The following is a 16948-nucleotide window of genomic DNA, read 5'->3' as shown; positions in this document are numbered from 1 at the left end:
AGTATTCAGAATATGCGTTTGCCACAATTCAGTAGATAATTTGAGTTCTAAGATAAAAGTAGGATTCTTTTCTTTCGCCAAGAAACACCATTCCTTCCGTAGAAACATGTATAAATTCACTATAGCAGAAGGAACGCGTGTTCGTCAATCACAAAAAGTATTCCATTCATCCCACCCTTGAAAGAGTGAGCTTTCTGGAATCTAATTCTGTAATCGCTGGCTCCTGTCAAAAACATGTGCTCAGATTTCATTCCCTCGTAAATCTCCTTAGTATTTTCAATCAGTTTGCCACTCTTAGTTTTGTTATCATTATTTGTTAATAGTATTGATGCAGCGATATAGGTGAAAACCCCGCTCTTGAATTTTGCCTTTTTAAATTCGTCGTATAACTGGAATAAAGTTGGAATCTGTTCCAAAGGATTTTCAAAATGTACATCAAGTACTGCAGCAGTAGTAAATCTGGAATAGGATTTCATAGAAGAAAACAGACCTGCACGGCTTTTAATCTCATCAGCCAGCTGGAGTAACTTTTCGGGATTAAGCTTTTTGTTGTTCATTACATAGGTCGAGGCAATGGCCATCAGTATTTTTTTATCAGATACCTTCCACTTCAATCCGCTTTTAAGTTCTTCAAATGTGTCAGTATAGTGCTGAATTTTAACATTTGGCAACATGGGTCACTTCCTTCCTTAAATATTAAATTTCTGTAAATTTTATCATAAAATAGCACAACTTATGGTACATTAGAGGGAAAATCAAACAATGGGGGTAAATATGGCGAAAAATAATTCATTACTGGAAATATTAGGTACATCCTTAAAACTGGGGTTGACTTCATTCGGAGGCCCTGTTGCTCACTTGGGTTATTTTAAAAATGAATATATAGATAAGCGAAAATGGCTGGATGATAAAACCTATGCAGATATTATTGCAATATGTCAATTCCTGCCAGGGCCTGCGAGCAGTCAGGTTGGAATTGCAATTGGAATGCTGCGCGGCGGATTTTTAGGTGGTGTCATTTCCTGGTTTGGTTTTACGATTCCATCAGTTGCTGTCCTTATTCTATTCGCTCTTTTCTATCAATCATTTGCACTGGGAGATGCAACTTGGATTGCCAGCCTTAAAGTGGTTGCTGTTGCGGTAGTGGCACATGCAGTTTTAGGCTTGGGTAAAAAGCTAACTCCAGATCGGCCGCGAATAGCAATAGCGATTGCTGCAGCTCTGATCATGCTGCTTTTCCCATCGGCTATTGTACAAATTTCAATTATCATTGCAGCAGCTATTCTTGGGTTTTTTATGTTTTCCAAACAAGTCGAGACTAAAGTACAGCCTTTTTCTGTATCCATTACGAAAAAACAAGGCGTTATTTCACTTTCAGTTTTAGCAATTTTATTAGTAGGTTTACCAATTCTTTCGCAAACCATCTCTAATTCTTATTTGAGTATTTTTGATACCTTCTTCCGGGTCGGTTCCATTGTTTTTGGCGGTGGACATGTTGTTTTGCCATTGCTTGAACAAGAGGTTGTTCCGAACGGTCTATTGACAAGCGGGGAATTTTTAGCCGGCTATGGGATGGCCCAGGCTGTTCCAGGTCCTTTGTTTACCTTTGCAAGTTATTTAGGGACGATGATCAGCGGTATTACAGGTGGAATAATTGCTACTGCAGCGATGTTTTTACCGTCATTTTTATTAATTGTCGGAGCGTTGCCATTTTTAAATGAACTGCGTAAACGTTCCAGTTTTCAAGGAATACTGACAGGGGTGAATGCGAGCGTTGTTGGAATTCTTTTAGCAGCATTTTACGACCCTGTTTTCACAAGTTCGATTGCCAATGGCGGACATTTTGGGCTTGCGGTAATTCTCTTTGCATTATTGCACTTTTGGAAAACTCCAGCATGGTTAATCGTTATTATTGGTGTAGTCTTGGGCGAAGCAGTTGCTTATCTGTTTGCTTAGAATCTACAATAAATGTTGAGGTGATTATAAATGGCAGAACATCATTTTCATTTAAAAGCAGATTGGCCTGGTGAGAGAAACAGTGAGGGCTATATCGAAGCAGGCAATTTAAAAACAAAAATTTCCATTCCGCCTGAAATGGACGGACCAGGGATCGGAACAAATCCTGATGAGATGCTGCTTGGTGCAGCAGCAACTTGTTATCTAATAACACTGGCCGCCATGATTGAACGTGCAGAACTTCCACTTGCTGAAATGTCGCTTGAATCGGAGGGCATTGTCGATGTTACAAAAGGTGTATTTACCTATAAAAAAATTATTCACAAACCTTCAGTTACTTTAAAAAACAGCGCATCAGACAAGGAACACACCATGTTAAAGAAGTTAGTCGAAAAAGCAGAAAAAAGCTGCATGATTTCCCGAGCCATTCAAGGAAATGTCGAAATAGAACTCCAGCCAGATCTACGCTAAAATGAAAAGATACTTCTTTATTTAGGGAGTATCTTTTTATTTTATGGGGGGGTTCCAAAAGGTTGGGGATTGCACATCTTGGGTTAGTCCCCACCGAAAAGTTCGTGACTCCACTTCGTTCAACCCATCGAAATGTGTTGTTTTTGATACTAAATCTATAGAATGTGACGTAACTGCTCTGTTGATTTCAACTTTGGACGGATGTTTCGCGGATTGAACGGATTATCAGGATTTGGAGTACTTCTCTGAGCCCAAATAGCCACCGGTCACATAGAGCGCCTCTCTGAGCCCAATTAGACAGAAACAGGCAGCTACAGGGCACATAGAACTTCTCTCTAAGCCCATTTAGATAGAAACTGGTAGCTACCGGTCACATAGAGTATATTTCGGTGGATAGCAGATATGTTGATGGAAGTGTGGTTATATTTCCTGAGAAGCAGATGAAATTATCATCACTGATTTTACTTCGCAATTTATATCTAATGCGAAAACTTAATCAAATCATTTCCTTGACACTTCTTCAAAACCATTGTATCTTATTAAAGTCATACTAATTTTATCGGAATTATATTATATAAACAAGAACGATAAAATAATTGTTTGCATATGATAAGTTCAACATAATAAGCAAACAATAAGGGAATACAAACAAACAGAGGGAGGAATTATTATGGATATGGTTTATCTATTGTTGAATATCGCGGTTTTATTAGCAATTATCGGTCTACTAATCTGGATGCAAAAGAAGCATTTTTCATTTACAAAACGCGTATTCACTGGCCTGGGAGCAGGTATTGTTTTAGGTGCTTTATTGCAGGTTATTTATGGGGCAGGGTCTGACGTTTTAGCAGAAACAACTGAATGGTACAATATCGTGGGAAGAGGCTATATTAATTTTCTAATGATGATTGTTGTACCAATTGTTATGGTATCTATCATTCAGTCAATTATTAATTTGGAAAAAACTGCAGAACTTGGAAAAATGTCTGTATGGATTATCGGAATACTTATCGGAACTACGATGATCGCCGCATTGGTCGGAATTGGAACAGCGGTTGCATTTGATCTGGATGCAGGACAAATAGAAGCTGGCTCGGCAGAAACAGAACGTGGAACAATGCTGGAAACACGTGCGGCAGAGGATTTGTCAACACCACAGAAAATTCTTAACTTCATTCCATCCAATATCTTTTTGGATATGACTGGGCAAAGATCTACATCAGTTATTGCTGTTGTTATATTTTCTATCTTTGTTGGTGTAGCTGTTCTTGGAGTTCGGAGGAAAAATCCGGAGCAAGCAGAAATGTTCACGAAAATTATTAATTCACTTTACGCAGTGGTTATGCGTATCGTAACATTGGTGTTACGTTTAACGCCATTTGGTATTTTGGCATTAATGGCAAACACAGTAGCAGGTACAGATTTTGCAGGAATTATTGAGCTAGGTAAATTTGTTATTGCTTCCTATGTAGCATTGTTCATTATGTTTATCATTCACTTAGTTTTAGTTGGCGTATTCGGTCTGAACCCGATGACTTATTTAAGAAAAGTTATTCCTGTATTAGGTTTTGCTTTCACTTCACGCTCCAGTGCCGGAACAATTCCATTAAATATTCAGGCACAAAAAAATTCGCTCGGTGTTGACCAGGGGATCGCAAATATGTCCGCATCATTTGGTGCAACAATGGGGCAAAATGGATGTGCAGGAATTTACCCTGCGATGCTGGCGATTATGATCGCCCCGACAATGGGTATTGATCCATTATCACCAGGATTTATTATCCAATTGGTGCTTATTGTTGGAGTTAGTTCCTTTGGTGTTGCAGGTGTTGGCGGTGGAGCCACATTTGCTGCAATCATTGTATTATCTTCTATGGGTATGCCTGTAGCATTGGCTGGTCTGCTGATTTCAATCGAAGCATTAATTGATATGGGCCGTACAGCACTTAATGTGAATGGTGCAATGGTCTCTGGAACATTAACATCACGTATCCTGAAGAAGTTTAATTTAAAAACCTTTAACGATAAAAATGCAATTGAGGAAAATGTATCACTATAATAAAAACAGCCGTTCCTTGATGGGGACGGCTTTTTACTTTACCAGCTTCATTACCCTGCTCAGGTTTTGCTTTTCCCCTGCATCAAAATAAGTTTTAAAAGGACATCCGAGATGCTGCACCCGTTCGACAGTATTTGTTATTGTAAATTGCTCAGGCCGTAAACCTTCTGTAACTTCTTCCCAAAAAAGCGGTGTCGCTACTGTTGCGTCCGTTGTCTTCCTAGGAGAATAGGCAGCGATTAATGTTTTATCTTTTCCATGCTGAACATAATCAATATACAACCGATTATTTCTGTTCTTTTTCATCCGTTCCGTTGTAAAAAGGTCCGGATATGCCGTTTCAATTGTTCGGGCAATGGCTTCGGTAATGACAGCAGTTTCATCATAGGACATGCTGCCTGCTGGTATTGGAAGATGAATCTGTAGCCCTTTTTTCCCGGATGTTTTTACAAAAGAGACGAGCTCCAAATCATCAAGCAGCGGTTTTATCAAATTTGCAGCTTGGATGGCAAGATCAAAGCTTTTCCGGTCTGGCGGATCCAAATCAAAAACAATCTCATCCGGGGAAGTATGATCTGCAGTTTGAAAAGGGGTATGGTACTCTACAGCGCCATGATTCGCAAACCAGATTAATGAATCCAGATCATTACATAAAATCAGCTTTTCATCCTCAGCCTGTATGCTGTCTATAAATTCAGGCGCATATGCAGGAAGATGCTTCTGGAAAAAGAATTCTGCTTCCACACCATCCGGGGAGCGGATAATGGTTAGAGCTCTATTTTTTAAGAATGGAAGCATATATGGAGCAATCTCCCGCATGTAAATAAGCAGGTCTCCTTTCGTCAGATTCTTCGCAGGCCAGAATACTTTTTCCATATTTGTAAGCTCCACATTCTCCGGAAGCATCGCCATAGCCAGCTGCAATTTGGATAAGGTACACTCTTCTGGTGTGCTCTCAGGCAGAATTGCTGCAAATTCGGGCTCACGCAATTCGTTTTGATGCAAATCTAATGTATAAAGGGAAGCACAAATGGCAGGAGGCAGGTTATACCCTTTGACCTCTTTTTCCCCATTTTTAAGAAACACTTGCTGCAGTGTTTGAAAAGTCTCAGTATCCAGACCGTGCTTGCATTTTCCAATTTCTTTTACTTGTTTATCCTTATAAACATTGACAGAAAAATAATGATTATTTGGATCATAAAAGGTTAGAAATCCCTGTATGGTACGCCAGTTCTTTATTTTAAACCAGTCATGATGATTCTTTCCATGCTGATAGAAGCTCTTTTTCCTTTTGGCAATCATTCCCTCCGACTTATGCTGAAAGATTATTCCCCATAAATCATCCGGATTTGCATATGCTTCAATCATCCGGATTCGTTCATTTTTGGCGATATAGGAAAAGATTTTTTCAAGAACTGCTTTACGGTCTTGATATGGTTTCTTCATGCAGCTGCCGCCTTTATTCATCAATATATCAAATGCAAGAAAACTTACAGGGCGGGAAGCGGCCGCTTTGTTAATAGTATCTTTGTTTTTTAACCTGCCCCGTTTTTGAATCCAGGGGAAATTAGCCTGAAAGGGGTTGTTGAGTACAACAAGCTCACCGTCAAGCATTAATGGCAGCATAGGGGCAATTTCCGGCTGGGTTTTCTTACAGAATTCAATAATCTCAGGAAAATTACCGGTCAGTTCTTTATTATTTCTGCTTATTAATCGAATGCTGTCATGGCCCCATTCCAATAAACAGCGAAAGCCGTCATATTTTATTTCATACATCCATTCATTTCCTGTGGGTATCTCTGTGCTGGCAATTGGCTTCATAATGTCCATTTTCCAATCTCCTCCTCCACTTAAAATGGCTTATTTATAAGAAAATAAACAGGCTTGGATAAATAAAGCTGATAAAGACAGACTAAAACTAAATGAAACTGGATGGGAGGAATTCTATGCATACCATGTGGAAGGGCACGATAAGTTTTGGACTTGTAAATATTCCGGTGAAAATGCATGCGGCAACGGAAAATAAAGATGTGAAGCTGAGACAGCTCCACAAGGAATGCCAGTCTCCGGTTAAGTATGAAAAAATGTGCCCAGTTTGTGACCGTGAAATAAAAAATGAGGAAATAGTAAAGGCATATGAATATGCAAAAAATAAATTTGTTGTTTTGGATGAAGATGATTTAAAGGCTCTGCAAAAGGAACAGGAAGACAAGGCTGTGGAAATTGTAGATTTTGTAAAGCTGGAAGAAATCGATCCGATTTATTTTGAACGGAGCTATTTTCTATCTCCAAATGAAGGTGGCAGCAAAGCATATGGATTACTGCGAAGTGCTCTGGAGGATACCGGGAAAATCGGTATTGCCAAAATGATTATCCGTTCAAAGGAGCAGCTTGCCGTTATTCGTGTATATCAAAACACATTAGTGGTTGAGACGATTCACTACCCGGATGAAGTACGAAGTGTTCAGGATGTGCCTAATGTTCCTGAAAAAGTAGAGACTGTTAAAAAGGAATTGGATACTGCAAAAATGCTGATTGATCAGCTGACAACTGAATTTGATCCTGAAAAATATAAAGATGAATACCGTACGGCACTGTTGGAGTTAATTGAAGAAAAGAAAAACCAAGATCAGACGACAACTGCTAAAGATAAGCCAGCACCAGATGCCGCAACCAATTTGATGGATGCTCTCCAGGCCTCACTCGACCGGGCGAAGAAGGAAAAACCAAAACCGAAGCAGCCTGCAAAGCGAAAAACAAAGACAACTACTGCGAAAAAGAAAAAAACAGCAACATAGGAAAGAATGTCTCCTTAATGGGAGGCATTTTTTTGGTTGAATGATGGTATGACTGTGGAATTTATAAATCAGATGTTGATGATCCTCGAAAAGTAACATAGGCCCCGTCTATATGACGTTATTGAAGTTGATGGGCTTTAAAAGTCATATAGAACCTGCCAATAAGCCGCAGTTTCCTCGGGTATTTGATTTAGGAAAAGTCTTATAACAAACTTCCGTGAGGCGTTCCGTAAGTTCATGTGATTTGTCTGCTGGCAGCTCTGGCAGCTATCCTAGGCAGTCTTCCCTGGCACCACTACTAAATTAAAATCCATTATTCTCCACTCTTTTTACCGAAAGATATCATTTTTTCATTCCTCTTACAAAAACATAACAACTCAATGAAATCCTGTTTACTTTGACGTATTTACTTTTAAAAAGGGGTAAAGTGGATAATATACAGTTATTTTAACATTAAAGGGATGAGAAACAATGGAAAGAAATGCTTTTTTTGATAATGCGAAAGTATTATTGATTTTTTTAGTGGTATTTGGACATATGATTCAGCCTTTCACCGACGGCTCCAGAGAAATTAATACACTTTATATGTGGATCTACACATTTCATATGCCTGCATTTATTTTACTGGCAGGTTTTTTCGCTAAAGGTTCAGGGAATAAGAAATATATCATGAATTTGGCAAAGAAGCTTCTATTGCCCTATTTAATTTTTCAAATCATTTATACAGGATATTATTTCTTTATTGGAAAAGAAGGCTGGCAGACCGGGATGTTCTATCCACACTGGTCATTATGGTTTCTGTTCAGTTTATTCAGCTGGCATATTCTGTTAACTTGGTTTAAAAAAATACCAGCTGCATTAAGTATTTCAGCTGCCATTGTGTTAGGCCTTCTCGTTGGCTATTTTGGAGAGATTGGCCATGCATTCAGTTTATCAAGAACATTTGTCTTTTTCCCATTTTTCCTTATTGGATATTGGCTGACAGAAAAACAAATTATGTGGGTGAAAAGAAAAAGTGTAAAGATAGCATCATTGGCAGTCATGGGGGTAATAGGAGCGGCTATATATTTTGCACCAGATTTCAATACAGGCTGGCTTCTGGCATCCAAATCGTACAGTGCTCTTGGAATGGAGGAATTTGGCGGTATTGCACGTTTTCTAGTCTATGGTACAGCGGCAGTTATGACAGCAAGTATTCTAGCATGGGTACCAATGGCGCATAGCAAACTAACTGTACTTGGCACGAGAACATTATATGTCTACCTGCTGCACGGATTTTTCATTCAATTTTTCCGCCAGGCTGATTTGTTTGAAGTTAATAATTTGTTTGATTTAGTTGGTTTAGGGGCAATCTCGGCCGTAATCGTACTTCTATTATCAAGTAAGCCAGTGCTTGGCATGTGGCAGCCAATGATTGAAGGAAAAGCTTCGATTATTAAAAATATAATTAATGGTAAAGACAGCAAAAAATCGACGCAGACAGGATAAAATTATATCTGACAGTGTGAGTTCAAAAAGACGCCGAATTAGAAGCAAGAAGGTCGAGGCGGCGAAGTTTTGAGCAACGGAACGTATGCAATTGATACGTGAGTAGCGGAGAAACAAGCCAACGAAGAGATTCGCCGCTTATAATTTGGTGACTTTTTGAACATCCTCTGACGTGGGAAAGGAAAGGTGTTAAGCATGAAAGTTTGTGTCTTTGGAGCAAACGGCTATGCAGGTGCATCGATTTATAAACTATTACAGGGTATTCCTGGTATCGAGATTAGTGGAACATACTTGGATGAACCGCCGATGTTTGATAATCTTTATAAACTTAATATTAATGATCCGGAATCCTTTTCCAGCTACTATAAGCAGGAAAATCCCGATGTTGTTGTCTGGTCCGTAATGAGTGGACCGAATGAGCATGAACTGACAGATCAGGGACTAATGCATTTGATTACACATTTGACACCTGAGACAAAGCTTATCTATATTTCTTCAGATTTTGTTTATAGTGCAGGTCAAGGTCCTTATAGTGAAGAGGAACCTTTATCAACATTGCCTGACGATCACTTGTTTAGTAACTATACGAATGCGAAAGTGAAGGCAGAACGATTAATCAGCAAAGAGCTGTCAAATTATCTTATTCTAAGAGCAGGCCCAATTTATGGAGAAAACCAGATAGGAAGGCTTGATGATCGGACAGACAAATTATCCTATCATTTACGTTCGGAAAAACCTATTTCCTTCCGTGATGACCTAATCAGAACCTTTGTCCATGTAGATGATTTGGCGAATGTTATTGTTGAAATGGTTCAAAATGAAGTAACAGGTGTTTATAACACAGGTCCATCCGAGATGCATAGTTTTTACGACTTTATGCAAGGTATTGCTGAACAGTTAGGTTTTAATCAAAATCTTGTTGAAAAAGAATCTGAATCCGAAGCAGCAGATCATGAAATTCCGAAAAATACTGGATTAATTACTGAAAAAATTAAAGAAATAACGAAACAAAGTTTCAGATGAAACGTATAACTAAATAACCCCCCTTTTTTTAAATAAAGAAAGCAGGCAGCTGAATTTGAAGCTGCCTGCTTTTGTCGTTATTTCAAAGAAGAATATTTTTAAAAGATCATATGCGCGATCAGTGTAATAACCGGCAGTGTAATAAGTGTGCGAAGCAGGAAGATAATGAATAATTCAATAAAAGATACGGGAACCTTCGAACCCAGTAACAGGCCTCCCACTTCGGACATGTAGATTAATTGGGTAACAGATAATGCAGCAATAATGAAGCGTGTTATTTCAGCTTCAATGGATGAACCGATAATTGCTGGCAGAAACATATCTGCAAAGCCAATCAGGATTGTTTCTGATGCTTCTTGTGCAAATGGAATTTGCATCAATTCAAGCAGTGGAATAAATGGCATTCCGAGCCACTGAAATACAGGTGTGAATTCAGCAATCATTAATGCAACCAATCCAAATGCCATGACGATTGGTGCTACACCCATCCACATATCAAGTATGTTCTGGCCGCCATCTTTTAAGAATTTATAAACACTTGTTTCCTGTTTACTTCGCTTGAGGGCGCTTTTATAACCGAATGTAAATGCATTATAACCCTCTGGGATTTCCTCAGTCATCTTGACAGTATCTTTGGTTACATAAGTATCTGCTTTTCTTGAAAGCGGTGGAATCCGCGGCATGATTAATGCGGCAACGAATCCTGCTGCCAGTACTGTCAGGTAGAATGGAACAAACATATGACCAAGGTCAACTTCGGAAATAACTACGAGTGTAAATGTGATGGAAACCACCGAGAATGTTGTTCCAATAACAGCAGCCTCGCGTTTCGTATAATAGCCATCCTCATATTGCTTACTTGTCAGAAGTACGCCGATTGTTCCATCACCAATCCAGGATGCCAATGCATCAATGGATGATCGACCCGGAAGTTTGAACAATGGCCGCATTATTTTGGTCATCAATGTACCAAAAAGCTCCAGCAATCCAAAATTCATCAATAGCGGAAGGAACATTCCGGCAAATAAAAAGACTGCAAATAATACATGAAGAAGCCCCATCAATGTCTCACCAGTAACTTCACTATGTATTGCTTCAGGTCCTAACTTAAAATAAACCATTATCACAAAGACGGCTGCAACAACCCTGGTTATTGTCCAGAACCCATTCATATAAAAAAGCTTTTGGAAAAATGGTGTTCTGCTAAATGCATCTGGTCCAATTGCTTTAGCAATCACGGTGAAAATTGCTGTAATAACAATAATAAAGGTCATAATTGCTGATAACTGATTTGCAAGCACATCCTGGAGCCAATTGGACAATAATCCAATTGGTATCGTATATCCATCGTCTGTCTTTACAGGCATCATGAATAAAAAGACACCTATTAAAGATGGGATAATAAATTTTAAATGATCTGTTACTTTAAACTGATTTTCCATAAGCCACCATCCTAAGTATTAACTATCTTTTTATTATAAGGGAAGAGTAAATATAAGTATACGATTTGAAAAAAAGTGTGTTATATAAATTTATCCAGGGTAAAGTATGATGAGGTGTTCGTGTTGAAATACAGCTTGATTTATCGATGTACAGTAATCGTTTGGATTGCTGTTAAATTTATTTTCCAAATAACCTTCTTTCATTTTCGCCATAGTATCTGGGATGAAAGCACAAAAAATAAGTGGGACAGGCTATTAGTGAAGCTTGCGAAGGAATATCGGGTAAAGGCCGTGAAATTGGGAGGAGTACTAATAAAGGTCGGTCAATTCCTCAGCACAAGAGCTGACTTTATGCCGGATGTTTTTATCAGGGAACTGACAGGGCTGGTGGACAGGGTGCCGCCAATGCCCTACGACTATGCAAAATCTCTCTTGGAGGAGGAGTGGGGCGTTCCGCTTGATGAACATATAAAGGAAATCAAAGAAACTTCCATTGCTTCTGCATCAATTGGAGAGGTTTATCTTGCGATGTTAAATGATGGCTCCAAAGTGGCAATAAAAGTACAGCGGTATCGTATTCAGGAGATCTTTCATAAGGATTTTGTTGCATTGAAAATTGTTTTCTGGATATTATCTGTTTTTACATCATTTGGGAAAAGAGCTGATTTGAAGGAGCTTTATCGGGAGCTTATTTATGTAATGGACAGGGAACTGAACTTTGAAAAGGAACTTTCCTATGCTGAATATTTCAAGGATCGTTATCAGGACAATGAGTCCATCTATATTCCAGCCTATTATAATTCTCTGTGTACGAAAAAGGTGCTAGTAATGGAATGGATTAGTGGTGCAAAAATTACGGATCATGCCTTTATGGAAAATCATCGGATAAACAAACAGCAAACGGCAAAAAATTTATTTGACTTTTATATCGATCAGTTTCTAAATGTAGGTAAATTTCACGCAGACCCGCATGCCGGGAATGTTTTAATTCAAAAGGATGGCAGGATTGTAATTATCGATTTTGGAATGATTGGGGAAGTTAGCAAAGAGGATACACATTATTTTAAGCTTTTGATTCAGGGAATGATTGTTGACAATTATGACATGGTATTAGAAGCATTGGACGAGATGAATTTCCTCCTTCCATATGCGAATAAAAGGAAACTGAAAAAAACAATCAAGCAAACACTTGAAATGTACCAGAACGGTTCTTTCAAAAATATGGATGCACAAACATTGGATCAAATTAAAGAGGAAATCATAGAAATAATAAAAGATCAGCCGATTCAAATACCGGCAGATTACGCATATCTTGGACGGGCAATATCTATCGTTATAGGTATATTATTCGTTGTCTATCCTGATATAGACATAGTTCAGTGGTCGAAGCCAAAAATCAAAAAATGGTTCGGGAGCAAAAATTTAGCAGAAATATTTTATAAGCAATATGCAAAGGATACGATTGAACCGTTTTTTTCTTTTCCAAAGGCTATGTTAAATTGGCTGGAAAGTGGGGAAAAGGATAGAAGGTGGCAGAAAAATAAACAAGAGAAGCAATTAAAGCATCATTTTTATTTACTGCTTGAGGCATTTTCCTTTATCATGATACTAATAGGTGCTGGTACTAGTGTATACGGAAGTATTCACGGCATAGCTGCCATAACCGTCATTGCTCTTGTATTGACAATAATTTTTATCGTTACAATATGTATAATTCTATTTAAGCATTATCGAATGATAAGGACAAGATTGCACTGATACAATGCATGGAGTTTTCGGAAATCAGTATAAGTGCATAAGAAACGCTTCGAAGCATTGGCATCGCAGACGAAAAGTATTTTTCGTCGAACTAAGGCATCGCCCAAGGTCATGGCGAATGCCAAGTTTTCTAATGAGGGGGTGTTGGCAATGAATGAAATTCTTAAAAAAGGCTTTTTGCTTGGACTTGGAGCTGCAGTAAGCAGCAAAGAGAAATTTGACCAGAAGCTGCAGGAACTCGTTGATAAAAATGAACTGACACAGGATCAAGCCAGGACTGTAATGAAAAACTTTGTTGATAAAGGTGAAATGAAAAAAGACGAATGGAATACAAAGCAATTTGAACAGACCCAGAAAATGGCAAAAGACTATGGCCTTGCAACAAAAGAAGATATTAATGAATTAAGAGCCCGTATAACAGAGCTTGAAACAAAGCTTGAAGAAAAAGAATAAGCAGATGAAGAGTGAATCCGTAAGTGGTTCACTCTTTTTTTATGGGAAAGTTTGTGGGGGAGTTGGTCGAAGGGGCGGGGAAAAGTCGCGCGACAACCACGCAAAGTCGTGCGGCTTGACTTAAAGTAGTGGTATCGCGCGACTTCGGTGCGAGATGACGCGATTCAGTACGAAAGTCGCGCAAATTATGAGAGTCTCCAATAGCGGAAGCACCAGTTTATGTTTACCAACCGCTCGGTAAGGGAATTTAGCTATCAACATATAATTTTTGAAAAAGGTTGCGGGTATTGATGAAAAGAGCAGTACTAATAATACCATTTCTATTCCTGTTATCAGGCTGCAATATTGCAGTATTGGAACCAAAAAGTGATACTGCCGGTGACCAGGCTTTTTTAATAATCTTTAGCTTTTGGCTGATGATGATCGTTGTAGGCACAGTATTTATTTTGTTTATCCGTTTTGTATTTAAATATCGCTATACAGATAAGAAAAAGAATTTCATGCCTAAAGATGTAAAAGGCAATAAGAAATTGGAAGCAACCTGGATTATTCTGCCGGTTTTATTATTAATTGTTCTTGCTGTGCCAACTATTGCGATTACATATGAGCAATCACCGGTAACCGGTGGAGATTCAGATGAAAAAGATGGCACACATGTATATGTCACAGCCGAGCAGTTTGCTTGGAACTTTGAACATGAAAGTGGAAAAGAAGAACGAAATAATTTAGTTATTCCTGAAGGGGAATCAATTATCCTTCATCTAACTTCGAAGGATGTCATTCATTCGTTCTGGGTGCCGCATTTAGGCGGAAAAGTGGATGTGCTGCCAGGAGAAGAACTGGTTTATGAAATTAGAAATCCCGAAAAAGGCACGTATAAGGGAAAATGTGCCGAGTATTGCGGATTGCAGCATGCAAAAATGACCTTTGAAGCAAATGTAATATCTGCTGCAGAATATGAAACTTACGTAAACGAAAATTAGACCGTATTGTAATTAGAGGTGAAGGTAATGGATTTGTCTTTATTCGGAATAACTGTTTTTCTCCCATCAGATGTTCTCGCCGCCTGGGTATTTACCATCCTTATGGCGATACCTATCGGCTTTTTTGTGCTTAAAAAACAAAAATTTGGACTCATTATTGATTATATGAGAACAACCAATCACCGGAAAATAGGTACATTATATATTTTATTCGGAGTCCTCTATTTTTTCAGAGCAGGAATAGATGCTTTATTCATCAGGACCCAGCTGGCAGTTCCTAATAACGATTTTTGGGTTTTCCAGGGAGAAAAATATAATGAGGTTTTTACAACACATGGCACGTTAATGATATTTTTTGTAGCAATGCCATTATTGCTTGGGCTGATGAATGTGGCAGTACCACTGCAAATCGGTGCAAGAGATTTGGCGTTCCCATTTTTAAACGCAGTTGGGTTTTGGCTTTTCTTTTCTGGATCCGTCTTTTTTAACATATCGTTTTTCATCAATATGACACCAGAGATTGGCTGGACAGGATATGCTCCGTTGTCGACCGAGATGTTTACACCGGGACTGGATACAGACTTTTATGTTTTTGGCCTGCAGATATCCGGACTGGGAACAATTTTTACAGCATTAAATCTGATTGTAACGATTATCAGACATCGTGCACCTGGTATGAAGATGACGAGGATGCCACTTTTTGCCTGGGCGACCCTGATTACCTCTGTCCTTATTATAATCGCATTTACAGTGCTGGCAATTGCGCTGTATCTGCTTATGTTTGACCGGCAATTTGGTACAGGATTTTTCTCAGGAACAGAAGGAGATCCAGTTTTCTGGCAGCATTTATTCTGGATTTTTGGACATCCGGAGGTTTATATTCTGGCACTGCCTGCCTTTGGTATGTTTTCCGATATCATTTCAACTTTTTCCAAAAAGGTCATATTTGGTTATCCTGTAATGGTTATTTCAATTGCTTTAATTGGTTTCTTAGGATTTATGGTGTGGGCACATCATATGTTCACTGTCGGACTTGGCCCGATGGCAAATACCTTCTTTGCGATAACGACGATGGCGATTGCAGTACCTACCGGAATAAAAGTATTTAATTGGCTGTTTACGATCCGGGGTGGTGTGATCCGGTTTACAATACCGATGCTGTTTGCACTGGGATTTATTCCTTCCTTTGTGATGGGTGGAGTAACTGGTGTGATGCTTTCTGTTTCGGCTGCAAATTTCCAATTTCATGATACTCATTTTGTTGTTGCTCATTTTCATTATGTAATTATTGCTTCAACGATTTTTGGGATATTTGCAGGGCTTTATTATTGGTATCCAAAGATTACAGGATTTGTGTTGGATGGAAAATTAGGAAAATGGCATTTCTGGCTATTTCTTATCGGGTTTCACTTAACCTTTTTTCCAATGCATATTACGGGACTTGAAGGAATGCCACGCCGTGTATATACGTATGAGGTAAGTGATGGAGTTTTCCTTCTGAACTTCTTAAGTACCATTGGAGCATTCCTGATGGGAATCAGTATGCTGTTCTTTATCTGGAATGTATATAAAACACATAGGAAAGGGGAGAAGGCTGGAAATGACCCTTGGGATGGGCGCACATTAGAATGGTGTGTAGGTTCACCGGCACCTGAGAAAACTTTTGATCCAATGCCAATTGTGAAAGAAATGGATCCTGTGTGGTATGCAAAAGTGGAAAACAGAGAATTGCGTACAACGGCAAATACACGTCCAGCTCCAATAGAAACAGAATCTTTCCTTCCATTAGCATTTGCACTTTCTCTATTTTTGCTCAGCCTTGGAATAACATTTTCCTGGTATTGGCTTGCGATTGCAGGTGGAGCAGCTGCGCTAGGTTTATTTATTCTTCGTTCCTTTACAGATGAACGGGAAAACCACTATGGGAAGGAGGATTCACATGAATAATCATGAATCAGCCCTCTTTAAAGATAAGCAAATTGGCTTTTTAATTTACTTGGGTGTGGAGGCAATTATGTTCTCTGTGCTGTTTGCCACCTATCTGATTTTCACTCCCGCAAGACAAGGCCCGCATCCCTCGGAAGTATTTGAGGCAATGAGTGTGATTCTCTCTTCCTTTTTCCTGTTATCAAGCAGTGGAACATTGCTTGCTGCAGAAAAAGGTCTGAAGAAAAATAATAAATTCAAGTTTCTGGTCTGGTTTGGGATAACACTTCTGTTTGCTTTTATATTTCTTGGTCTGGAAATCAGAGAATTCCATACGTTTGTCAGTGAAGGTTATGACATTAGTGTAAATGTCTTTATGTCATCCTTCTATGTACTAGTCGGGCTTCATGCGGCTCATGTTGCCTTTGGAATCGGCTGGATGATTGTGCTGCTTATACAATACAGGAGGAAAATACCCGCATCCTTATTCAGCGAGAAACATACGATATTCTCCTATTACTGGCACTTTGTTGATGTCATTTGGGTATTTATTATTATTCTGGTTTATCTTCCATATCTAGTTTAACTGAG

The 16948-nt window shown here is 38.8% G+C and carries 14 protein-coding genes; 11 read left to right on the top strand and 3 right to left on the bottom strand.

Annotated features, from left to right (window positions below):
• Nucleotides 1-119 precede the first annotated feature (119 nt).
• Nucleotides 120-671 (bottom strand): DUF4003 family protein, encoded by a 552-nt coding sequence (locus tag CIL03_RS12735; protein WP_165767953.1) that lies wholly within the window; start codon nt 669-671, stop codon nt 120-122.
• 103 nt (nt 672-774) lie between these two features.
• On the opposite strand from CIL03_RS12735, the gene chrA reads away from it, so the two are divergent.
• From chrA to CIL03_RS12720, 3 genes are all read left to right on the top strand, one after another.
• Complete coding sequence (gene chrA / locus CIL03_RS12730) at nt 775-1956, top strand: chromate efflux transporter (RefSeq protein ID WP_094886241.1); 1182 nt, start codon at nt 775-777, stop codon at nt 1954-1956.
• 30 nt (nt 1957-1986) lie between these two features.
• A complete protein-coding gene (locus tag CIL03_RS12725) occupies nt 1987-2427 on the top strand; it encodes an OsmC family protein (protein WP_094886240.1) in 441 nt (146 codons plus the stop codon).
• Nucleotides 2428-3097: 670 nt separating this feature from the next.
• Nucleotides 3098-4486 carry an L-cystine transporter gene (locus CIL03_RS12720; RefSeq protein WP_094886239.1) on the top strand — a complete coding sequence of 463 codons (1389 nt, stop codon included), beginning with the start codon at nt 3098-3100 and terminating at the stop codon, nt 4484-4486.
• 33 nt (nt 4487-4519) lie between these two features.
• Here the strand turns inward: CIL03_RS12720 and CIL03_RS12715 are convergent, their stop codons facing one another.
• Nucleotides 4520-6316 carry a DNA ligase D gene (locus CIL03_RS12715; protein WP_094886238.1) on the bottom strand — a complete coding sequence of 599 codons (1797 nt, stop codon included), beginning with the start codon at nt 6314-6316 and terminating at the stop codon, nt 4520-4522.
• A gap of 116 nt (nt 6317-6432) precedes the next feature.
• Between CIL03_RS12715 and ku the strand changes: the two genes are divergently transcribed.
• The 3 genes from ku (at nt 6433) to CIL03_RS12700 (ending at nt 9795) form a co-directional block, all read left to right on the top strand.
• Nucleotides 6433-7284, top strand: coding sequence for a non-homologous end joining protein Ku (gene ku, locus CIL03_RS12710; protein WP_094886237.1), 852 nt, complete (start codon nt 6433-6435; stop codon nt 7282-7284).
• Nucleotides 7285-7755: 471 nt separating this feature from the next.
• Nucleotides 7756-8772, top strand: a complete 1017-nt coding sequence (locus tag CIL03_RS12705; RefSeq protein WP_094886236.1) for an acyltransferase family protein — start codon at nt 7756-7758, stop codon at nt 8770-8772.
• A 195-nt stretch (nt 8773-8967) separates the two neighbouring features.
• Nucleotides 8968-9795, top strand: a complete 828-nt coding sequence (locus tag CIL03_RS12700) for a sugar nucleotide-binding protein (RefSeq protein WP_094886235.1) — start codon at nt 8968-8970, stop codon at nt 9793-9795.
• Between the two features lie 98 nt (nt 9796-9893).
• Here the strand turns inward: CIL03_RS12700 and CIL03_RS12695 are convergent, their stop codons facing one another.
• Nucleotides 9894-11237, bottom strand: a complete 1344-nt coding sequence (locus CIL03_RS12695) for a YjiH family protein (RefSeq protein ID WP_094886234.1) — start codon at nt 11235-11237, stop codon at nt 9894-9896.
• Nucleotides 11238-11357: 120 nt separating this feature from the next.
• On the opposite strand from CIL03_RS12695, the gene CIL03_RS12690 reads away from it, so the two are divergent.
• From CIL03_RS12690 to CIL03_RS12670, 5 genes are all read left to right on the top strand, one after another.
• A complete protein-coding gene (locus CIL03_RS12690; protein WP_240508066.1) occupies nt 11358-12995 on the top strand; it encodes an ABC1 kinase family protein in 1638 nt (545 codons plus the stop codon).
• A gap of 150 nt (nt 12996-13145) precedes the next feature.
• Nucleotides 13146-13448 carry a phasin family protein gene (locus CIL03_RS12685; RefSeq protein ID WP_094886232.1) on the top strand — a complete coding sequence of 101 codons (303 nt, stop codon included), beginning with the start codon at nt 13146-13148 and terminating at the stop codon, nt 13446-13448.
• 290 nt (nt 13449-13738) lie between these two features.
• Nucleotides 13739-14431: a cytochrome c oxidase subunit II gene (gene coxB / locus CIL03_RS12680; protein ID WP_094886231.1), complete on the top strand. Its 693-nt coding sequence runs from the start codon at nt 13739-13741 to the stop codon at nt 14429-14431.
• Between the two features lie 102 nt (nt 14432-14533).
• Nucleotides 14534-16378 carry a cytochrome c oxidase subunit I gene (locus tag CIL03_RS12675; RefSeq protein WP_420855417.1) on the top strand — a complete coding sequence of 615 codons (1845 nt, stop codon included), beginning with the start codon at nt 14534-14536 and terminating at the stop codon, nt 16376-16378.
• Nucleotides 16371-16943, top strand: a complete 573-nt coding sequence (locus tag CIL03_RS12670; protein WP_094886229.1) for a cytochrome c oxidase subunit 3 — start codon at nt 16371-16373, stop codon at nt 16941-16943. Before CIL03_RS12675 ends, CIL03_RS12670 begins: the two co-directional genes overlap by 8 nt.
• Nucleotides 16944-16948: the final 5 nt, after the last annotated feature.

This window comes from Virgibacillus indicus, from assembly GCF_002266285.1.
Taxonomy (GTDB): domain Bacteria; phylum Bacillota; class Bacilli; order Bacillales; family Amphibacillaceae; genus Virgibacillus_K; species Virgibacillus_K indicus.
This window is presented reverse-complemented; position numbering and strand designations above follow the sequence as displayed.

Excerpts from the sequence above, each read along its gene's own strand:
- CIL03_RS12725 (WP_094886240.1), top strand. The coding sequence starts at position 1,987 with ATGGCAGAACATCATTTTCATTTAAAAGCAGATTGGCCTGGTGAGAGA.
- CIL03_RS12670 (WP_094886229.1), top strand. The coding sequence starts at position 16,371 with ATGAATAATCATGAATCAGCCCTCTTTAAAGATAAGCAAATTGGCTTT.
- CIL03_RS12685 (WP_094886232.1), top strand. The coding sequence starts at position 13,146 with ATGAATGAAATTCTTAAAAAAGGCTTTTTGCTTGGACTTGGAGCTGCA.
- CIL03_RS12705 (WP_094886236.1), top strand. The coding sequence starts at position 7,756 with ATGGAAAGAAATGCTTTTTTTGATAATGCGAAAGTATTATTGATTTTT.
- CIL03_RS12715 (WP_094886238.1), bottom strand. The coding sequence starts at position 6,316 with ATGGACATTATGAAGCCAATTGCCAGCACAGAGATACCCACAGGAAAT.
- CIL03_RS12695 (WP_094886234.1), bottom strand. The coding sequence starts at position 11,237 with ATGGAAAATCAGTTTAAAGTAACAGATCATTTAAAATTTATTATCCCA.
- CIL03_RS12675 (WP_420855417.1), top strand. The coding sequence starts at position 14,534 with ATGGCGATACCTATCGGCTTTTTTGTGCTTAAAAAACAAAAATTTGGA.
- CIL03_RS12720 (WP_094886239.1), top strand. The coding sequence starts at position 3,098 with ATGGATATGGTTTATCTATTGTTGAATATCGCGGTTTTATTAGCAATT.
- ku (WP_094886237.1), top strand. The coding sequence starts at position 6,433 with ATGCATACCATGTGGAAGGGCACGATAAGTTTTGGACTTGTAAATATT.
- chrA (WP_094886241.1), top strand. The coding sequence starts at position 775 with ATGGCGAAAAATAATTCATTACTGGAAATATTAGGTACATCCTTAAAA.
- CIL03_RS12700 (WP_094886235.1), top strand. The coding sequence starts at position 8,968 with ATGAAAGTTTGTGTCTTTGGAGCAAACGGCTATGCAGGTGCATCGATT.
- coxB (WP_094886231.1), top strand. The coding sequence starts at position 13,739 with ATGAAAAGAGCAGTACTAATAATACCATTTCTATTCCTGTTATCAGGC.